16 protein-coding genes and 2 tRNA genes are annotated in these 19,504 nt (G+C 56.9%); 7 read left to right on the top strand and 11 right to left on the bottom strand.

Annotated features, from left to right (window positions below):
• Window positions 1-136: 136 nt before the first annotated feature.
• The 4 genes from E0E00_RS05595 to E0E00_RS05580 form a co-directional block, all read right to left on the bottom strand.
• On the bottom strand, window positions 137-805 hold the full coding sequence (locus tag E0E00_RS05595) for an ABC transporter ATP-binding protein (RefSeq protein WP_130811510.1): 669 nt from the start codon (window positions 803-805) through the stop codon (window positions 137-139).
• Window positions 805-2,976: a hypothetical protein gene (locus E0E00_RS05590; protein ID WP_130811509.1), complete on the bottom strand. Its 2,172-nt coding sequence runs from the start codon at window positions 2,974-2,976 to the stop codon at window positions 805-807. The genes E0E00_RS05595 and E0E00_RS05590 overlap by 1 nt, the downstream gene beginning before the upstream one ends.
• 514 nt (window positions 2,977-3,490) lie before the next feature.
• Window positions 3,491-3,566: transfer RNA gene (locus E0E00_RS05585), tRNA-Ala, on the bottom strand.
• A 59-nt stretch (window positions 3,567-3,625) separates the two neighbouring features.
• Window positions 3,626-3,702, bottom strand: a tRNA-Ile gene (locus E0E00_RS05580).
• A gap of 590 nt (window positions 3,703-4,292) precedes the next feature.
• On the opposite strand from E0E00_RS05580, the gene E0E00_RS05575 reads away from it, so the two are divergent.
• Window positions 4,293-4,835: a bifunctional nuclease family protein gene (locus E0E00_RS05575; RefSeq protein WP_130811508.1), complete on the top strand. Its 543-nt coding sequence runs from the start codon at window positions 4,293-4,295 to the stop codon at window positions 4,833-4,835.
• 111 nt (window positions 4,836-4,946) lie between these two features.
• On the opposite strand, the gene gyrA is transcribed toward E0E00_RS05575, so the two are convergent.
• The 7 genes from gyrA to E0E00_RS05540 form a co-directional block, all read right to left on the bottom strand.
• Window positions 4,947-7,721, bottom strand: coding sequence for a DNA gyrase subunit A (gyrA, locus tag E0E00_RS05570; protein WP_130811507.1), 2,775 nt, complete (start codon window positions 7,719-7,721; stop codon window positions 4,947-4,949).
• A gap of 44 nt (window positions 7,722-7,765) precedes the next feature.
• A complete protein-coding gene (gyrB, locus tag E0E00_RS05565; RefSeq protein WP_130811506.1) occupies window positions 7,766-9,733 on the bottom strand; it encodes a DNA topoisomerase (ATP-hydrolyzing) subunit B in 1,968 nt (655 codons plus the stop codon).
• Window positions 9,734-9,860: 127 nt separating this feature from the next.
• The gene (locus tag E0E00_RS05560; RefSeq protein ID WP_130811505.1) at window positions 9,861-10,394 is read right to left on the bottom strand and encodes a hypothetical protein; all 534 of its coding nucleotides are present in this window, start codon (window positions 10,392-10,394) and stop codon (window positions 9,861-9,863) included.
• Window positions 10,387-11,475: a DNA replication/repair protein RecF gene (locus E0E00_RS05555; protein WP_130811504.1), complete on the bottom strand. Its 1,089-nt coding sequence runs from the start codon at window positions 11,473-11,475 to the stop codon at window positions 10,387-10,389. Before E0E00_RS05555 ends, E0E00_RS05560 begins: the two co-directional genes overlap by 8 nt.
• Before the next feature lies 1 nt (window position 11,476).
• Window positions 11,477-12,574, bottom strand: coding sequence for a DNA polymerase III subunit beta (gene dnaN, locus E0E00_RS05550; protein WP_130811503.1), 1,098 nt, complete (start codon window positions 12,572-12,574; stop codon window positions 11,477-11,479).
• A gap of 234 nt (window positions 12,575-12,808) precedes the next feature.
• Window positions 12,809-14,371, bottom strand: coding sequence for a DnaA ATPase domain-containing protein (locus E0E00_RS05545; protein ID WP_130811502.1), 1,563 nt, complete (start codon window positions 14,369-14,371; stop codon window positions 12,809-12,811).
• Window positions 14,372-14,541: 170 nt separating this feature from the next.
• Window positions 14,542-15,600 carry an ATP-binding protein gene (locus tag E0E00_RS05540; protein ID WP_130811501.1) on the bottom strand — a complete coding sequence of 353 codons (1,059 nt, stop codon included), beginning with the start codon at window positions 15,598-15,600 and terminating at the stop codon, window positions 14,542-14,544.
• Window positions 15,601-15,992: 392 nt separating this feature from the next.
• On the opposite strand from E0E00_RS05540, the gene rpmH reads away from it, so the two are divergent.
• The 6 genes from rpmH (at window position 15,993) to rsmG (ending at window position 19,438) form a co-directional block, all read left to right on the top strand.
• Window positions 15,993-16,127 carry a 50S ribosomal protein L34 gene (rpmH, locus tag E0E00_RS05535; protein WP_032110077.1) on the top strand — a complete coding sequence of 45 codons (135 nt, stop codon included), beginning with the start codon at window positions 15,993-15,995 and terminating at the stop codon, window positions 16,125-16,127.
• 11 nt (window positions 16,128-16,138) lie between these two features.
• Window positions 16,139-16,468, top strand: coding sequence for a ribonuclease P protein component (gene rnpA / locus E0E00_RS05530; RefSeq protein WP_130811500.1), 330 nt, complete (start codon window positions 16,139-16,141; stop codon window positions 16,466-16,468).
• Complete coding sequence (gene yidD / locus E0E00_RS05525; RefSeq protein WP_242622137.1) at window positions 16,461-16,697, top strand: membrane protein insertion efficiency factor YidD; 237 nt, start codon at window positions 16,461-16,463, stop codon at window positions 16,695-16,697. Before rnpA ends, yidD begins: the two co-directional genes overlap by 8 nt.
• Window positions 16,698-16,724: 27 nt before the next feature.
• Window positions 16,725-17,489: a YidC/Oxa1 family membrane protein insertase gene (locus E0E00_RS05520; protein WP_130811499.1), complete on the top strand. Its 765-nt coding sequence runs from the start codon at window positions 16,725-16,727 to the stop codon at window positions 17,487-17,489.
• A gap of 94 nt (window positions 17,490-17,583) precedes the next feature.
• Window positions 17,584-18,189 (top strand): R3H domain-containing nucleic acid-binding protein, encoded by a 606-nt coding sequence (locus E0E00_RS05515; RefSeq protein ID WP_130811498.1) that lies wholly within the window; start codon window positions 17,584-17,586, stop codon window positions 18,187-18,189.
• A 496-nt stretch (window positions 18,190-18,685) separates the two neighbouring features.
• Entirely contained in the window at window positions 18,686-19,438 is a 753-nt protein-coding gene (gene rsmG, locus E0E00_RS05510; protein WP_130811497.1) for a 16S rRNA (guanine(527)-N(7))-methyltransferase RsmG, read from the top strand.
• Window positions 19,439-19,504 lie beyond the last annotated feature (66 nt).

The raw sequence follows: 19,504 nt of genomic DNA, 5'->3' as shown, positions 1-19,504 counted from the left end.
TTCTGTGAAACTGGCATCGCGTTTGCGCAGGTCGCGAGAACCACGATTACCAGATACCGATAAAGAATGCTAGCGGCGGCCCGCAGCGGGGCGGGGCGGCGGCCGCAGGACGACCGGGGGCCGACGGAGGGGCGGCTCAGCACATTTCGTGGAGCACACCGTCCGACATGTGAAGGATGCAATCGCACTCCGCCGCCATGGACATGTCGTGCGTCACCATCACGAGCGTCTTGCCTGCGTCGTGGGTGGCCGAGACAAGCGACCTCATAACGACGCCCGCCATCCGGGCATCAAGCGAACCTGTCGGCTCGTCGGCGAGGATGAGGTTTCCCGGCTTCAACATGGCCCTGCTTATCGCCACGCGCTGCTTTTCTCCACCAGACAGCTCACTCACGGTAGAGGACAGCTTGTCGTCGATGGAAAAGCGCGCCAACGTCTTCCTGATGCGGGACAGCTTCTCGTTTGTATCCAGTTTGGTGTAGTGCAAGGCGAGCATGAGGTTGTCGCGGACCGTCCTCGACTCTATCAGCGCAAAGGACTGAAAAAGGTAGTTTATCTCGTCGCGGCGCATAAGCATCGCTGCGGTGCTGTTTATCTTGGGATACCTCGTCCCCGCAAGGTAGATTTCCCCCGAGTCAGGAGTATCGAGCAACCCCAGTATATTGAGCAGGGTTGTCTTGCCGCAGCCGGATGGACCGGTGACAGCAACCGTATCCCCCTTCTGTATCTCAAGGCAGAGGTTCAAGAGAATCCTGTGCTGACCAAAGGACTTACAGAGTGACTCTATCTGAATGTATGGACGCATCACTGCTCCCTTGAGACGGTTTCCAGTACAACGGACGCAGTCCTCGTCCGTGACATGATGACAATGGCGAGGTTGGAGATGCACAAGAGGGCGGCGCCCACCAGCAGGCCGGCGTTGCATCTGAGGATGGCGCTGATGACAATCCCCGCCATCGTCGAGGCATTCACAAACAAGACCTCACGGCGATACAGCTCCCATACGCCAAACCCCAAAACGTACTTCACGGAGATCTCGCGGGCGCTCACCTGGTTGACAATGCCGACGATGCACGCGACCACAACGGACGCGGTGGCCATCAGGAGAAAGAGAGCCATCCCAAAAAGGGCAAAGAGGTCCATGAGGCTCTTTTGGAGGCCGGAGATGTAGTTCTCCACGGTGACAAAGCGCACAGCGAGAGATTTGCCCAAAGAGGCGGCACCATCATCGCCAAGCAGGTGGGATGCGGCGCTGTTTCCCAGCTTCACGTACCCGTTATCCAATCCGGAGGCCACCAGGCTCTCCGATTCGAAGGGAACCATGTTCTCGGCCGTGATGACCCCTATCACAAAGCCGCTCGCCGTGGTTGGCTGGTCCGCATCCGCACTCCACGTGAACAGCTCACGATCTCCGTCGTAGGTGATGAACTCGTATTGGGGGTTCTCCATGAATGTGGTGACGATGTTGGAGTCGGACACCTTTCTGGCGGAAACAAGGAAGCTCTTCATTGCCTCCGCCTCAGAGGCGTCCAGGGTTTCTGGCAGGAGGTACACGCGCTCGCCATGTTCGGCCCTCTCGACGACATCGTTAGGGACGTCGATACCCACCTGCTTGAGGTAGGAGGGAGACGCCGCAAGATACCAGAACGGCTCTGGCATATCATCGGATGACCCCCTCATGTATGCCGTAATGGCTGTGGCATCGAAGTAGGTAGTATTCACCAGATAAACGTCCTCGTCGCTCTCGTGGGAGGCGTACCACGCATACATATCCTTGGAAAGGCTCATGGGGTTGCCCTTAAAATGTGAGCCATCCAGGCTAAAGTCTCGTACCACGTACCAGTCTTTGTATTCGCTCCACACGGTGCGGGTGTGGACAAGAGCGGCATACATGTCGAGAGGCTGGTCGATGTACAGACAGGCCCCGAATATCGCGACTGTACACAAGAGGTAGACCGACACGGCCAGCGCGTAGAAGCCTCGGCGAGAATAGCGGCCACAGATTGCGTCGACTGGGCGCACGGTGGCAAGGGGGACAATGGAGACGCCCCAGGAGACGAGAACCACCATCACCGCCGGCAGCACGGACGGGGCTGCAAAGGCTATGGGTGCGGGGCCAAGGGAGAACCCATCGAAGATAGCGAGCGAGCCAAACAACCCTATGGGTATGACGACGGGGAGAAACGCCGCTTGATTGGCTATCAGCTCGGCGGCAAAGGCCCTCCGGCTCCAGCCCAGCATGAGGTGTACTCCCAGCGTCCTGAGCTCAAGGAGTGAGTGAGTCACCGTAAGAAGGCAGAGGACTATCGCGAGTACGACAAATGCCCCCTCGCAAAACCAGTAGATCAGGCCCGTGTCCGTAGCCGAGCCAGACATCTCGGTGGTGAGACTGTCTGCACTCACCCCAATGGCTGATGACAGATCGTTGACAAGCGTCTGGAATTCTCCATCATCAAGTCCGATGACCGTGCAGGTACGTCCGAGACTTGACCCCGATTCCAGCCTATCCACTCTAAAGTAGAGTCCGGCTCTGATACTGGGGAGCGTCTCAACCCGTGAGAAGGCATCGTTCCCATATCCCGCATAGCTGCCGGGATTCGCAGCACTTATCTCTCTTGCCACGGAGCCGTCCACAACCCTGGTACCAAGAAGGTCAAGGGGTTCGAAATCTGCGCCTTCCGCAGAGTCTGGCATCAGTACGCTAAAAGTGTAGAGCGCCGACCCCGATTGCAGGGATTCCCTGTTCCGGCCCACCGCAGTGAAGCCCCTCTCCTCGGAGAACTCACGCAGCACCGCGACAAACTCATCCTTCTGACTGTCGGTCAGCTGCGCGGTATACATCTTGGGCTTGTCGGACAGCCAAGACTCGACCAGGCGCATGGAGCGCATCTCCAAAATGCCCTTGGCACTGACAAACGACGACGCGGCGAGAAGGATTATGACAATGAGGTTGGTGACAGACCAGGTCTTCTTCATCAGCACCGCCATTGAGAAGTCATTCACCTGAACTGGTAAGAAATATCGCGATAGACTCTCTTAAAGAAACTCTATTCTCTGCAGTTCCAGTACGCTTCAAGGGTGGCTGTCCCAATCCAGCCCCAAGCCTTTGACAGTGTCCCTGGCTGCTCCCAATCAGAAGAGTAGCCATTGCAGGAAGAGCAATGCTCATAATTTTGGCTATTACAGTCTGAGAAACCAAAGACCTTGGCGTTACGACCGTAATTCCAGTACACTGCCGTACCCTTGTAGTAAACGGTTTTTGCAAGAGCGGCCATTGGTGTGCCCACCAGGGCACAACAGATCATAATTGGTAGAATGATGCTTTTTTTTCTCTTTCATGGTTGCCTCCGTCTTCATACAATGGCGGTGCTTCATGAAAATGATGTTATCTTAATAAATAACAAAAAGATAAGTTATGGGAAACTTTCGGCGAACGGTTTTTCTCTTGTAAAAGGACCCCGCGGCAACAACCGCAGGGTCCTCGAACATGTGGTGGAGACAATGGGGTTCGAACCCACGACCTCAGGCTTGCAAAGCCCGCGCTCTCCCAGCTGAGCTATGTCCCCTTATAAATAATCACCCCAGCGGCGACTCGGCTAACGCTGGGGTGACTATTGTCAAAAGGTGGTGGGCCTGACAAGGTTCGAACTTGTGACCTCCCGGTTATCAGCCGGACGCTCTGACCAACTGAGCTACAGGCCCAACGCAAGAGTGAATGCTACACTCCACCTAACCCTAGGTCAACACGTGCGAACGAGAAATTTGAAAGATTCTTGGCAGGAACTCGTCACGGCGGTCCTCGACTGCAACGTGGCATTACCCGAGAACCTCGTGCAGGGGCTGCCTGAGAGTCGGAATTCCCTCTCGTTGAGAATGTACCAGGGTGCTCTCGCCAAGATGGCAAGCGTACGGCATCATGCGTACGCACGATGCCTAACATTTGTCAAGTCCTTCCCATCCAACTGGGCAAACGCGGAATTACTGCCAAAAAATCACAGTTGTGCGTACGCAGGATAAGAGATTCCTGCCCGAGAAACCTTAAATCCATGCCTATATGGTGAGAAGTCCCTGTCGTGCGTACGCACAACTGGAAAATCTGGCAACGCCTCGAAGGATGGATAAGCTTACCCACATGCGCTTGGGCTGCCCGAAAGTCGGGAATCCTTCTCATTGAGAAGGATCATGACAGAGTACTGTTCGGTTTCTCTCGACAGAAGTTTTCGTGACCACGCTTGTGCAACTAGAGCATTTGGGTAGGATAGGCGGGCAACAGCACGACAGGGGGTGGCTACATGCTTACGGAAATGGACATCAAGACGGTCGTGATCGGTGGGGGTCCGGTCTCGTCTCTCATCGTCCTCAAACCAGCAAAGCAAGACGAGAAGGAGCCACTCAGCCTTCCCATCCGCATTGGGTCGGTTGAGGCAACGGCCATCAGCATGGGTGTCAATCCCGAGAACAGCGCGCGTCCTATGACACATGACCTGCTCAAGTCCGTCATGGAGTCCCTCGGTGGGCACCTGCGCAGCGTCATCATCAACGACGTTTCGGGGACCACCTTCTATGCACAGCTCGATATTGTGAACAGGGAGGGACGTCAGGTCCTCATCGACTGCCGTCCCTCGGACGCTATTGCCCTGGCCGTCCGCTGCGGAACTCCGCTCTTTGCCGAGCAGGCCGTTCTCGACGTGGCCGGCATGCCAGACTTTAGCGCCATCGAAGACCAGGAGCACAACCAGGAGATCCAGGACTTCCACAAGTTCGTGGAGGACCTCTCACCTGATGACTTCAACGTGACCGATGGCGGCTCCGACACTCCCCGCACCGAGGAATGAGACAGGGGGAAGTCCTCTTGTCTCATGGAAAAGGGCCTGGCAGCCAGCGTATCGGCTGCCAGGCCCTTCCTGTTATCTAGTCCTCAGAGACAAGGGAACAGTCCCCCTGTCTCATTCCTCATCGTCGAGAAGGTCGGGGGAGACCTCCTCATCGCCGCCGATGTCGACTGACTCCTCCTCGTCGGCATCCTTCGCACCTGCTGACGCGAGGTCAAGCATACCCTGGTTAGCATCGTGCTTAGGTGCCTTCTTCTTGTGGGTAACCATGCGCGCCACGGCAGACACGTGATCGCTCGGGGAGAGGTTCATGACCTTCACGCCCTGCGTCGAGCGGCCGAGCTTGGGAATATCGCTGGTCTTGACACGAATAACCGCACCATCGCTCGAAACAATCATGAGCTCGTGTTGCGGCCCAACCACACGGCAGGCCACGAGGCTACCCTTCTTGGCCGTCATAGCGATGGTGAAGACGCCCTGGCCGCCGCGCTTGTGCTCGGGGTAGTCTGCCACCGGCGTACGCTTGCCGTAGCCGTTCTCGGTGATAACGAACAGGTCGCCATTGCCGTTGGTGATCTCCATGCCAAGCATGGTGGCGCCGCCCTTGAGGGTGATGCCGCGCACACCCGAGGTGTCCCTGCCCATGGCACGGACGCCGGACTCGTCAAAGAGAATGGCCTTACCATTGGTGGTCACGAGGATGACCTTGGCGCCGGCACGCACGCGCCTCACGTTGACCAGCTCGTCACCGGACTTGAGGTTGATGGCGATGAGACCGTCGCGACGGGTGCGGTCGTACTCGGACATGGCCGTCTTCTTCACCATGCCGCTCTTGGTGGCAAACATCAGATAGTCGTCTGCAGGGAAGTCTCGGCAGGTGATCACAGCCGTGGGATGCTCTCCCTCGGCGAGCGAGAGCACGTTCACGATCGCCGAGCCACGCGCCTGGCGGCTGCCGATGGGCAGCTCGTGGACCTTCAGACGATAGACGCGACCAAAGTTCGTGAAGAACATCACGTAGTCGTGGGTCGACGCCACAAAGAGATCCTCGACAAAGTCGTTATCCTTGAGCGAGAGCCCCTGAACGCCCTTGCCACCGCGGTGCTGCGAGCGGTAGGTGGCCACAGGCAGGCGCTTGATGTAGCCGGAATGGGTGACCGTGACCACCATGTCCTCTTCGGCGATAAGGTCCTCGACGTCGAGGTCCTGCGCCTCCTGAGAGGAGATGGCAGTACGGCGCTTGTCGGCAAAGCGATCCACTATCTGGCTAAGCTCGTCCTTGATGACGCCAAGGATCTTCTCGCGGTGGGCAAGCAGGTCCTGGTAGTAGGCGATGAGCTTGTGGAGCTCCTCGATCTCGGCAGCAAGCTGCTCGCGGGCCAGGCCGGTGAGCTTGCGCAGGCGCATGGCGAGAATGGCGTCGCACTGCGGGTCATCCAGGCCGAAGCGCTCGTTCATGCGGCGCTTTGCTTCGGCCTCGGTTTCGGAGGAGCGAATGATGTGCACGATCTCGTCGATGTTGTCGACGGCGATGAGCAGGCCTTCCTTGATGTGGACATCCTTCAGCGCCTTGTCGAGGTCGAACTGGGTGCGCCTGGTCACCACGTCAATCTGGTGGTTGATGTAGTGCTGCAGCATCTCGCGGAGCGTGAGCGTGCGAGGCACACCGTTTACCAGGGCGATGTCAATGGCGTTGAAGTTGGACTGCAGCGCCGTCCTCTTGTAGAGGTTGTTGAGCACCACCTGTGGGACGGCACCTTGTTTGAGATCGATGACAATGCGCATGCCCTTGCGGTTGGACTCGTCGCGCATGTCCGAAATGCCCTCGATCTTCTTCTCGTTGACCGCCTGTGCGATCTTCTCTTGGAGAAGGCCCTTGTTGACGGCGTAGGGGATCTCGGTGACCACCAGGCGCTGGCGACCATTTTTGACCTGCTCGACGTGGACCTTTGCGCGCACGGTAATGCAACCACGACCAGTTTCGTAGGTGTCGCGGATGCCCTCGGTGCCCATGATGACACCGCCTGTGGGGAAGTCTGGCCCAGGCAGCACAGTCATGAGCTCGTCTGTCGTGACCTCAGGGTCATCGATGAACATGTTGACAGCCGCCGCGACCTCGCGAAGGTTGTGCGGAGGCACGTTGGTTGCCATACCTACGGCAATGCCCGAGGAGCCGTTCACGAGGAGGTTGGGAAACCTCGACGGAAGCACGGCGGGCTCGGTGAGCGACTCGTCGTAGTTGGGTTGGAGATCGACCGTCTCCTTGTTGAGGTCGGCAAGCATCTCCATGGCCGAACGTGTGAGGCGGCTCTCGGTGTAACGCATGGCCGCCGGAGGGTCGCCGTCGATGGAACCAAAGTTGCCGTGGCCGTCAATCAGGGGCAGGCGCATGGAGAAGTCCTGCGCCATACGGACCATCGAGTCGTAGATGGCCGCGTCGCCGTGGGGATGGTACTTACCCATGACCTCGCCGACCGTCCAGGCCGACTTCTTGTGGGGCTTGTTGGGCGTAATGCCTGCTTCGTTCATGGCGTAGAGGATGCGCCTGTGCACGGGCTTCAGACCGTCGCGCACATCGGGCAGGGCACGCGCAACGATGACTGACATGGAGTACTCGAGGAAGGACTGCTTCATCTCGGTAGCCATGTCAGTGGGCTTGAGCGTGCCGCCGTGAATGTCGGTAAGGTCGAGGCGCGTACCCGCCTCGTCCGAAATCGTATGGTCCAAGGCCGCACCAGCGAGGTGCCCTACGTCCTCGGAGTCCGCATCGTCGTCGTAACTCTCGTCCTCTTCCTCGTCGAGATCGTCGTCCTTGTCGGGTCCAAGCTCCGGTTCGAGATCGTCCTCGTCATCGACGGGGCTGTGGTTCTTGCTGTTATCGTCTGCCACGAGTTGCCTTTCTCATCTCTTGCTAATAGCGCCAGGTCAAATGCCTAGATATCGAGGAAGCGCACGTCCTTGGCGTGCGTCTGGATGAAGTCCTTGCGCTTCTCGACCTGAGTTCCCATGAGGTCAGAGACGGCCCGCTCGGCCGCCATGGCATCATCGATGGTCACCTGCAAAAGGATGCGGTTCTTGGGCTCCATGGTGGTCGACCAGAGTTGCTCGGGGTCCATCTCGCCCAGGCCCTTATAGCGCTGGACGGTGTACTTAGTGGAATCCTCGAACTTCTTGGCCTCGACGCCCAGCTCCTCATCGGTGTAGATGTACTTGCCGTGCTTCTTGCCCTTGGGCTTGAGCTGGTAGAGGGGCGGCTGCGCAACAAAGACGTAGCCTGCCTCAACCATGGGTTTCATGTAGCGATAGAAGAACGTGAGGAGCAGGATGCGGATGTGGGCACCATCAACATCGGCATCGGTCATGATGACAATCTTGTGGTAGCGCGCCTTGTTGATGTCGAACTCCTGGTCCACGCCCGTACCAATGGCCGTGATGAGCGAGGTGATGGTGTCGCTTGAGAGGGCGCGATGCTCCTGCACGCGCTCCACGTTGAGGATCTTGCCGCGCAGGGGAAGCACTGCTTGGATGGAGCGGTCACGCGCCATCTTGGCCGATCCTCCTGCGGAATCGCCCTCGACGATGAAAAGCTCGGTCATCTCGGGATCGCGCACGGAGCAGTCGGCAAGCTTGCCAGGGAGACTTGCGCTCTCGAGGAGGCCCTTGCGCCTTGTTGCCTGGCGCGCCTTCTGCGCGGCAAGGCGTCCCTTGGCTGCCTGAGAGGCCTTCTTGAGGATCTCCTTTGCCTGGTTGGGGTGCTCCTCGAGGTAATCGGCCATACCCTGGCTCACGATGCGGTTGGTGAGCGTGCGCATATAGGAGCTGCCAAGCTTGGCCTTGGTCTGGCCCTCGAACTGCGGGTCGGGGAGCTTGACCGAGATCACTGCCGTAAGGCCCTCGCGGATGTCGTCGCCCGTGAGGTTGGGATCCTTCTCCTTGATGATGTTTTGGCGGTGACCGTAGTCGTTCACGGCCTTGGTGAGGGCGGTCCTGAAGCCCTCGAGGTGCATGCCGCCCTCCTCCGTATAGATGTCATTCGCAAAGGAGAGGGTATGCTCGGAGTATGTGGTGTTCCACTGCATGGCCACCTCGACCTCGCCCATCTGCGAGGATGGGGCATCGGGATCAGACTTGCCCTCGATGTAGATGGGCCTCGAGAGGCCGGGGAGGACTTCCTTCTCGTACTTCTGGCCGTTCCAGCCGTTGAGGTACTTCACGAAGTCGACGATACCGCCTGAGTAGCAGAACTCATCCACGCGCGGCGTGAGCTCGCGCTCATCGGTGAGGATGATCTTGAGGTTCTTATTGAGGAACGCCGTCTCCTGCAGGCGGTCGTGCAGGGTGTCATAGTCGTAGACCGTCGTCTCGAAGACGGTGTCATCGGGCCAGAAGGTGATTGTGGTGCCCGTGGTCTTTGTCTTGCCAAGCTCCTTGAGCCTCTCGGTGGTCTTGCCGCGGGCAAACTGCATCTCGTAGATGCTGCCGTCGCGCTTGACCTGTACGACCATCTTCTTGGAGAGCGCGTTGACTACCGAGACGCCCACGCCGTGCAGGCCGCCAGACACCTTGTAGGCCTGGTTATCGAACTTGCCGCCGGCGTGGAGGATGGTGAGGACAACCTCGAGCGTAGAAATCCTCTTCTGAGGGTGCTTGGCCACGGGGATGCCACGGCCGTTATCCTCAACGGTCACGGAATTGTCTGGATGGACCGTCACCTTGATCTTGGTGCAGAAGCCTGCCATGGCCTCGTCAACGGAGTTGTCGACAATCTCCCATACGAGATGGTGCAGACCAGCGGACGAAGTGGTACCAATGTACATGCCGGGCCGCTTGCGCACGGCTTCAAGACCCTCGAGGACCTTGATCTCGCTTGCGTCGTACGAACTGGCGTTCTTGTTTGCCACGTGACTCCCCTCAGAGCTGAGCAAAATACAGAGTCGATTCTACTCCAAGGATACTTTTCTTCCTGGCACGTGAGAAAAGGGAGTCTAAAAACAGAATCCTTGCGCATCAGCGGCGCGGAGAGGCGCATTAAGGCCGAGAAATGCCGTCATTCGTGTCTATGCTCTTTTCGCGTCTAAATGACAGGCTCATGGCCTTGTAGACGCTCCCCCTGAGAGACTCCGGTGCGGAATCTGCAAGTCTTCTGACGGTATCCCGCTCGCTTTCGGAAAGTTCCGGCAAGGGTGCCTTGGACATCTCGCCAGAGGCAGCACCTTCTCGTCCCTTGCGAGACACAGGCCCGTGGCCGTATTGGGACACGATGAATTCGATCTCCGAGACCTCAAGGCCTCCCATGGAGAGACGAGCACGGTAGACCTCGCGGTTTGCCCGAAAGTCCACCGCGCGCATACGCGAGTCCACATAGACGCCTAGGATAGGTGCAGCACCCTTGACGTGAGACTCCTTCAGAAAGACCCCTGTGGTGTGGTCGCGCTCGGCGTCTCCGTTCACGTTGTGCCACACGTAGGCCGCACGCTGGTTGTCGCTCATGGAGCGACGTGCCGAGGCGCTCGAGAACATGCCCTTGAGCAATGATGATATGCTCTCGTAGTCCTCACTCACCAAACTCCACCACCTTCGAGCGCCCCAGAAGCTCGTCGGAGAAATATCCAAGGTTGGTAGTCGTGACCACCGTCTGGATCCCACTCTGCGCAAACTCGATCACGGACCGCCGACGCCGTTCGTCTAACTCGGACATCACATCATCCAGAAGCAGGAGCGGACGGGCGCCGGTGACATCCTCCGAGACGAGAACCTCAGCCATCTTGAGGGAGAGAGCGATTGAGCGCTGCTGGCCCTGGGAGCCAAAGCTGCGGGCGTCACGACCATCGATGGAAAAGGCAACGTCGTCGCGGTGCGGACCCACCGTGGTCTGCTGGCGGCGAAGGTCGTCGGGGCGTGCTTCCTCCAGTCGGGCAAGGAAGCGTTCGGCCAGGGCGTCTCGTGAGAGCGAGAGTGGGTCGTCACAGACGGTGCTCTGATAGCTGCAAGCAAACTCCTCGCCGCCCGCAATGCCCCCATAGATACCCAGGATCTTCTCACGCAAGCGGTCAAAGAGACGCATGCGGGCTTGAAGGAGGGTCGCGCCACCAACGGCAACTGACGAGTCCCACGCGCACAGAAGGGACGGGTCCGGTTGCTCGTCCTTGAGCAGGCGGTTCCTCTGCTCGACCGCGCGAGTATAGGCAGTCAGAAGCTTGGAGTATCCCGACGCCGCCTGACAGCCAAACCCATCGAGCTCGTCTCGCCTGAAGGACGCCCCACGCTTCACGAGCGAGAGATCATCCGGGCAGAAGAGCACGCTCATGAGAGATAACGGCATGTCAGCCGCCTGGCAGTGCTTGCCGTTGCGGGAGAACTGCCGCCTCTGCGGCGTGATGTCGCAGGCAACATCCACCACACGCCCATCGCCGGTAAGGCGGGCATGGATGCGTGCGCGGGAACACCCAGCAAGGATGAGCTGCAACGGTGTGGGGTGCCTGAAGGACGCCCCTGTTGTGAGCATCTGCAATGCCTCGACAGTGTTGGTCTTGCCCACGGCGTTTCTCCCCACAAGCACCGTCGTGGCGGGCGAGAAGGACACCTCGCGCTCGCGGAAGTTCCTGAACTGCTCGAGCTCAAGGCTCTCTACGAGAAGTCCCACGCTACATCCGGACAGGCATCAGCATGTAGAGGTAGTTGACCTTGCCATTTGTCTTGAAGATACCAGGCTGCATGTTGCTCTGCAGCTCAAGCACCAGTTCCTTCTTGTCCGAGATGGCGTTCACGCAGTCAAAGACGTAGTGATAGTTGAGTGCGATGGAGAGGCTCTGTCCCTCGACCTCGACAGGGAGCAGCTCGGTCGACTCTCCCTGGTCGGGAGAGGAGGCTGAGAGGTGCATGACCTTGCCGTCCGCATCGATGTCAAAGCGGACGGAGGCATTCGAGACGGCCACCACCGAGACACGCTTGAGCGCGGCAGAGAAGGCCTCGGCGTCTATGTGCACCGAGGTGTTGCAGCTCGAAGGCAGAAGCTGACGATAGTCGGGGAAGTTCCCCTCGATCTTGTTCGAGATGAAGGTCGTGTTGCCAAAGGTAAAGACGATCTGGTTGTCAGCCGTACCAATGGAGATGCGCTCCTCGAGGTTGGGCATTGAGAGAACGTCATGGAAGACCGCGCCAGGGACGATAGTGCGAAACTCCCCTTCTCCCGTCTCGGCAGATGCGTCGCAGACAGCCAGGCGGTAGGAGTCCGTGGCAACGAGGCGAATGGTGTTGTCTACCGCGGTGAGTAGAATGCCCTGTAGGATGGGACGCGTGGTCTCCTTGGAGGTGACCTTGTAGACCTTATCGACCATGTCGGCGAGCAGTTCGCTTGGGAGCTCGGTAGCATCCTCGAGCGAGTACTCGGGGAAGCCGGGCCAATCTGCGGGGTTCAACGTGTTCAGGCGGAAGGATGACTTCTCGCATGAGATGGAAATGCTGCGCTCTCCACCGTCGAAGGTCACCGCAGCGTCTTCAAGGGTCTTCACGATGCTCGTAAGCATCTTGCCCGAGACCACCGTCTCGCCGGCCTCCTCGACGTTTGCGGGAATGCGATGGCGAATCATGATGACGAGGTTGTTGGTTTGGAACTCGAGGGTGCCCTCCTCGGCTTTGATGTAGATGCCTGAGAGCATGGGAAGGGTTGAGTTTGTCCCCATACCCTTGGCCACAACTGACAGTGCCTTGAGAAGTGAAGACTGGCTTACGGTGAACCTCATGGCTGTCCTCTCTTATCTATTGGTTCTTTCTCTATATATAAAAGCAATAGTAGTAATAAGGCCTGTCTAAAAGTCGAGAACTCGCAAACTCACTGGTAGATGCCATAACAATTCTTTTGTTATATCTTCTTGGAACACGTGCTTCTCGACGGTCGAAGATGTGTCGAGAACTCTCTCAACAGCGTACGGCCACTTTTCGAGGGTTTTCTTACGCCTTTCTCCCATCTTCTAGACTCACGTGTTCTCGGCGATGTTGTCACGGATCTGCACCAGACGGTCGTGGTAGATCTTGTCCTCCTTGCGCCTCTTGTCCACCACTCTGATGCTGTTGAGCATCGTGGCGTGACTCCTGCCGCCAAAGTGCTCCCCTATCTCGGCGTACGTGGCATCACAGAGCTCCTTCGAGAGCCATACGGCAATGTGGCGCGCGGCCATGATGTCCTTGTTGCGCTTCTCGCCCACGAGGTCTGTGTGCGAGATGTCAAAGTACTGTTCGACCGCGCGCTGAATCTCCTCGATCTTGTATTGCTTCTCGCCGTTGGGCCACGACTCCCTGGCAAGTCGGTTGATGTCCTCGCGCGCGAGTTCCTCCCCGCGCTGCTCGCGGTGCGTCTCGGCAATGAGACAACGTTGGCAGAAGCCCTCAATCACACGGATGTTCGTGCCTGCTCGCTCGGCCATGTAGCGAATGTTTCCCTCTGAGATGGTTCCCGTAATGCTGAGACCAACATGGCCATCGGTTGCGTCCTCGTGCATGCGTCCGCAGAAGGTGGTGATGAGACGCAGCTTGAGCTCGTAGTTGGGGACTTGGATTGATGTCGAGAAGCCCGAGTCAAGCCGGCTCGTGACGCGCTCGTCGAAGGCGGCTTCAGCGCCCAGCTGCGAGGGGGAACGGTCGGCGGCAAGCACGATCTGCTTGCCCGCGCTGGTGAGGTGGTTGAAGGCATCGAAGAAGAAATCGATGGTGCCTGCCTTGCCGGCGAGCTTCTGGATGTCGTCGATGATGAGCACATCGATGTCATAGTAGTGATCGCGCAGGATATCGGGTGCCGACCTCTCACGGTGTGACATGGCTGTCGTGTAGTCGGTGATGAAGGCCGATCCGTCCTTGTACACACAAATGCGGGTAGGGTCGTTCGCCGAGATGTAGTTCTGTATCGCGCGCAGGAGGTGCGTCTTGCCCAGGCCACTCTTGCCGTAGATGAAGAGCGGGTTGTACGTGCGGTTCTCGCCGTTGGCCACCTGGAGTGCCGCCTGGTAGGCAAAGGTGTTTTCGTCGCCTACGACAAAGCGGTCGAAGGTGAGCTTGGAGTCCATCTCCGAGATGTCATCTACCAGTGGGTTTGCTGCTCGGCGTTCATGGCCCGCCGCCTCCCTGGCAGCGTTCTCGTCAAGCCAGGCGTCTTCGGGGGTATGCCCTTGTGCCGACATGGCGTCGGCCTTGCGCGATGCCGCCTCTTGGGGCGTGGGGGACATCCAGCGGCGGGCCTCCTCGGGGGTCACTGCAGAGCTTGGGGCGAGAGGGGCAGCGTCCGGGTCCTGCACGAAGGAGATGTCGAGCGAAGCGTCCTCGAAGGCCGCCTCGGTCAGACATTCGTTGATAACGTCGAGGTTCTTTGAGAGGCGGTTCTTGACCGTGCGGCTGTGGGTCTCGACGTGGAGAGTGCCCGCGTCGAGTGAGGTGGGCGCGCAGCTCCTGAGCATAGCCATGACCGAGCCCGGTAGGTGCCTCTTGCTCACCAGGTCGAACATGTCCTGCCACAGCGCCTCAGTATCTGCGTCGATCTCTGGTCCCATGTCCGCGTTCCTCTCGGCGTTTGTAGGCACCCTGTGCCCACCTTAAAGTGCGAGAGACCATTATAGGGGCAATGTTGAAAACTCAGGTCCTCAAACCCCATAGGCATCGAGAACTTCGAGAAATGTTGAAAACTTTGCCTCTATACCGATAGATGTCGATTGCGGCTGCATCACACGAAGTTCTGCCCTAGCTGCGTGAGGTAGTACTTCTGGCCGATTTTCTTGAGAATTCCCATCTGGACCAGGCTCGCTAGCTCGCGGGACCACGTGGGTGCCGACTTGCCATAGGCTCGTACGAGTTCTGTGGGGCCGACCATCTCGTGTGCCGAGAGATACTCGAGAATGATCTGCGAGCGGCCGGAGAGGTTGATGCGGCCGAGCTCAGACGTCCACGCGTGAGGCTGCGCAGCGGTCACAGGAGTGGTGGGTGCAGGGGACATAGCCGGCGTTGGTGGAGGAGCGGTCTGGGGTTGGAAGGTTGTCTGTGGATAGACTGTCTGCTGGGCCTGCACCGGTTGGTAGTACGGTTGATAGCCCTGTGCGTACGGATGCTGGTAGATGACCTGCGGCTGTGACGCTGTGTGAGGTACCTGACCGTACGTCTGTGGTGCCTGTGCCGCTGGCTTCCCAGGGGCGGCGCACCTCTCGGCATCCTCCCTGGGCCTGGTCGAGATCGTGACGATCGTCCCTCCAGATATGTTGTCCTCTATGGTGAGGCTCCCGCCTTTGTCACTCATATATTGCTGTACGTAGGGCAGCCCAGAGCCCACTCCGCGGATGTATCGCTTCATCTCCTCTGTAGCTGAGGTCGTGCCATACTCCATGGCCAGGTCCTTCTCCCGAATCCCCGGCCCCTGGTCGGAGAAGCGCAGCGTGTTGCCTCCATCCAGAATCGTGATGGTTGGTGCTATGAAATAGGCATGGATGAAGTTCTCGACAATTTCTCGAATAACCGTGAAGGGAATCTGACCTCCCTGCTCATGGGCAAGACGATTGACTGTTGCGGTAATCTCCTCGAGGTAGCTTCGAACGTCTGTAGGCTCGATGATCACCACACGCGGTGCCGCTGCGGCATCATCGTAGATGGCCACGCGTGCGGGATAGTGCACTGAATCTAGACTCCCTGGCATCCTGGATGTCCCTGCCTGCGGGTTTTGTGAGATGCTCTCACCCTGCTCACCCGTATCCTCGGGTGTGTTGTCGACGAATGGATAGAACGCGTGGTCCATTCCAGATTACCTCTCGAATCCTCCACCAGCTCTGACTCTTCAACCATGTTTCATCCTTTGTTGAAAACTTTCACTTGAATTTCTATGCGAACGAAAGTTTTCAACAAAGGATGAAACATGGTTAATAACTAGGTTTTAGCATGAAATGCCGACTAGAAAATCATAGCATCAGAAAGAAAGTTGTCAGTGGATTGGATGCTTCTTTTTGGTTCCGTGGAACTTTTCATACGACCTTCTGACATAGGGGGTCGGGGTGGCGGTGTATCATTAGCACCTAACGTGCTTGAATCCGTGCAGTTATTCTGCATTAAATTGACATTATGTCGGGGAGACCCTTACAATCTTTTAGCTTAAGACTCAAGACAACTAAACCCGTATGGGAGGAATACATCATGAAGCGTACGTACCAGCCCAACAAGCGCAAGCGTGCCAAGACTCACGGCTTCCGCGCCCGTATGGCCACCAAGGGAGGCCGCAAGGTTCTCGCTCGCCGCCGCGCCAAGGGCCGCAAGCAGCTCACCGTCTAACAGGGCATCGCATGGAGACCATCAAATCGCGTGCCGAATTTGAGAGGGTCTTCTCGCGCGGAAAGCGCTACAACAACGCGTTACTGCGCATTCGAGTGGTGCCAACGGGCGAAGGTGACTGTGCAAAGGTCGCCTTTGTGGCGCCAAAAAGGCTTGGGAATGCCGTCTACAGAAACAGATGCAAGCGCGTCCTGCGTGAGGCAGCACGCGCTTGTTCGCTACCATGTGACGGCTACGACGTAATCCTCTTCTCGACCGACAGGACCCACGACAGCTCACCCGAGCGCGTGGCAACGTCCCTTGAGAGGTTGCTCGAGAGGGCCGGTGTGGTGCGTGGCTGAGTCCAAGGGAGAGTCTGTGCTTTCGCGTACGGCTACAAGGGCCGTATGCTTCTATCAGCAGCGCATCTCGCCCCTGTTCCTGCCTCACTGCATCTATACGCCCACGTGTTCGGAGTACGCGCGACAGGCCATTGCCAAATACGGTCTGGCGAAGGGTGGATGGCTTGCCATGAGACGCATCATGCGGTGTCATCCCTTCCACGCCGGCGGATACGACCCCGTCCCCTAATCTCTTGGGGACACTCACGGAGGAACCATGTGGGATTGGATTATTAACTTTCTCGCCGGCGTGCTTGCAGGCATCGAGGGATTCTGCGGGGACTGGGGCCTCGCTATCATCATCTTGACCGTTATCATTCGTGTTCTCATCATGCCACTGATGAACAAGCAGGTTGAGTCCTCTGCACGCATGCAGGCAGCCCAGCCCAAGATTCAGGAGTTGCAGGCCAAGTACGCAGACGATCCTGAGCGCCAGGCGCAGGAGATGCAGAAGCTTTACTCTGACATCCACTTCAACCCCGTCATGGGTTGTCTGCCTGTCCTGCTCCAGGCACCCGTCTTCTTCGCTCTGTTTACAGTGGCGCGTGACCGTATCCCTGCCGATGCGAGCTTCTACAACATCATTCCGTCGCTTGCGGGCTCGGCGGGTGGCATGCTGAGTTCCGATGGGTGGGCCGCTGCTGCTATCTACATCTTCTTTGTTGTTCTCTTTGGTGTTTTGACCTTCCTGCAGATGGCCCTTAACGCTGGACAGGTTTCCGAGGACCAGCGCAAGCAGCAGTTGGGTATGGGTGCCATCATGGCTGTTGTGATGGCCTGGTTTGGCTGGAACATCCCCGCTGGTGTTGTCCTCTACTACAACGCTTCTGCGTTGTGGGGCATCATTCAGCAGTACACTGTCACTCGTAAGGTCATGGAGAAGGCCAAGGCAGAGGCAGAGGCAAGCATGTCGGCACAACCTTCAGTCTCTGTCGATGTGGTGCGTAAGGAGAAGAAGCCGCGCCCACACAAGAAGAGCTAGGACTTTTTTGCGTTCACCAGGAATTGATATAGCTACGGGTTTTCCCGTAACTATTTGGTTTTAGCGTACTTGCATTCCTTTTTGGAGGTTTGTGATGGAGGAAGGAACCCACGACGAGCTCGTCGAGGCCAATGCGGCTGCTCTTCAGGGAGACACTGATAATCAGTCCGAGATCACTGATGAGTTTGCAGATGTTCGCGCTCACTATGAAGCCGGCCTGGACTTGACCGAAGAGGAGACCGACCGCATTGCAGATGTTGCGGTCGAGTATCTGCGCGGTATTCTCAACCTGTTTGGTGAGTCCCACTCCTCCATCGATGAGTATGATGGCGAGGAGGGCGAGCTTATTCTCGATGTGAGCGGCGGCGACCTTGCTGTTCTCATTGGCCGCCACGGTCGTACGCTCGAGGCTCTTCAAACGGTGATCACCACGCTCCTGAGCAGTCGCCTCAAGTTCTACTATCCCATTGTGGTAGACATCGAGAGCTATAGGAACCGGGCCAAGAAAAAGATTGAGCAACTTGCTCGCCATGCCGCCTCACGCGCCATGAGCCACGGTTCCAGCGTTAAGCTTGCACCAATGAACGCTTACGATCGTCGATTGGTACATCTTGCCCTGAGGAATGATTCTGAGGTTACCACGCATTCAGAGGGCGAAGACCCCAATCGTTACGTGGTTGTGACGCCGGTCAAGCCATAATCTGTCTGGATTAAAAGATGCTCTGCTTCTTGCTGGGAGGGTGACGTTGGTTACCCTCCCCTTGCTATGAGTATTCTTTTTTATAATATATTAAACTATTAAATTTAACGTCAACGATTATGCCTGTTGCTTGATATAGAGGGGTTTTCCGATGATTGCTTCTCCATCAACGCTGCTGGGTGCTTCATTTTTACTAAAGACCATACGGATGTAACCAACTTTGAGATTAGGGAGCAAGTTACAATTGGATACTCCAATCAAGCCTTAGTTCCATGTCTAATTTAGTCTCCCCTCGCATGTGCTTGCTCTATTCTCTTGTCCTCCGTTTTTTGGACGCTGCTATAGTCTTACACGATTCGTGACTAACTTCTCTGGGCCGTCTAGAATCTTGAAGTCATAGAGTTTCTCTAATATTGAATCTGATTCTTGCCAAAAATTCCTGTAACGGGAATTTTTAGCAGCATGTTCTACCTTGTTATTCTCTGAAGGGAAGGTTATGTCCCAGGTCCCCTTTGATGTACTTGCCAGTGAGCTTCGCACTCTACTTGAAGTTGATTCAGATCTATCGACGTTAGCTTTATCGCAGGTACAGATTGACCTTCTCGTACATCATCTTGAGCTTGTCATCAGTAAGAACAAGGTAATGAATCTCACAAGAATCACCGACAGGCGTGAAGCTCTGGTCCTTCATATACTCGATTCGCTTCTGTTCATTGCCCACAATCCAGGTTTTGTTGCGTCTGGTTCCACACTCTTGGATATTGGGACTGGGGCAGGATACCCAGGCATTCCACTTGCTATTGTAGGTTCTTGTCAAACTACCCTCATCGATTCAGTTGGCAAGAAAGTTAAGGCTGTTAATGAGTTTGTTCATGTGCTTGGGCTTGCCGATAGGGTTTCATGTGTCCACGCGCGGGCTGAAGAGATTCCTTCTCTTGGTGGTAACGAATTTGATTTCGTCGTTGCTCGTGCTGTTTCCCAAACAAATGTTCTTATTGAGTATGCTACTCCCTGTCTCTGTATGGGCGGAACTCTTCTCGTTGGTAAAGGCCAGCCATCTAATGAGGAATTGCGGGCTGCTATCTCTGCCGCGAAGATATGTGGCTTAGAAGCCTCAGGTCGATACGAGTACGACTTACCCGATAGCCTTGGACGCCGTACTATTCTCTGCTATAGGAAAGTTTCTAAACCTCGAATCAAACTACCACGTCAAAATGGAATGGCTAAGCGAAATCCGTTGGGTATTTAGTAATCCTGTATTGTGCGTTGACCTAAATGGTATTGGTGAAGGCCCTAAGCTGTATTCTTTCGGGGT

It is taken from the genome of Olsenella sp. Marseille-P4559, assembly GCF_900605015.1.
GTDB lineage: Bacteria > Actinomycetota > Coriobacteriia > Coriobacteriales > Atopobiaceae > Tractidigestivibacter.
Note: the sequence above shows the minus strand (reverse complement) of the source record. Positions and strands in the feature narration are given on the sequence as shown.

Excerpts from the sequence above, each read along its gene's own strand:
- E0E00_RS05595 (WP_130811510.1), bottom strand. The coding sequence starts at position 805 with ATGCGTCCATACATTCAGATAGAGTCACTCTGTAAGTCCTTTGGTCAG.
- E0E00_RS05590 (WP_130811509.1), bottom strand. The coding sequence starts at position 2,976 with ATGAAGAAGACCTGGTCTGTCACCAACCTCATTGTCATAATCCTTCTC.
- E0E00_RS05575 (WP_130811508.1), top strand. The coding sequence starts at position 4,293 with ATGCTTACGGAAATGGACATCAAGACGGTCGTGATCGGTGGGGGTCCG.
- dnaN (WP_130811503.1), bottom strand. The coding sequence starts at position 12,574 with ATGAGGTTCACCGTAAGCCAGTCTTCACTTCTCAAGGCACTGTCAGTT.
- E0E00_RS05545 (WP_130811502.1), bottom strand. The coding sequence starts at position 14,371 with ATGGGACCAGAGATCGACGCAGATACTGAGGCGCTGTGGCAGGACATG.
- E0E00_RS05540 (WP_130811501.1), bottom strand. The coding sequence starts at position 15,600 with ATGGACCACGCGTTCTATCCATTCGTCGACAACACACCCGAGGATACG.
- rpmH (WP_032110077.1), top strand. The coding sequence starts at position 15,993 with ATGAAGCGTACGTACCAGCCCAACAAGCGCAAGCGTGCCAAGACTCAC.
- rnpA (WP_130811500.1), top strand. The coding sequence starts at position 16,139 with ATGGAGACCATCAAATCGCGTGCCGAATTTGAGAGGGTCTTCTCGCGC.
- E0E00_RS05520 (WP_130811499.1), top strand. The coding sequence starts at position 16,725 with ATGTGGGATTGGATTATTAACTTTCTCGCCGGCGTGCTTGCAGGCATC.
- E0E00_RS05515 (WP_130811498.1), top strand. The coding sequence starts at position 17,584 with ATGGAGGAAGGAACCCACGACGAGCTCGTCGAGGCCAATGCGGCTGCT.
- rsmG (WP_130811497.1), top strand. The coding sequence starts at position 18,686 with ATGTCCCAGGTCCCCTTTGATGTACTTGCCAGTGAGCTTCGCACTCTA.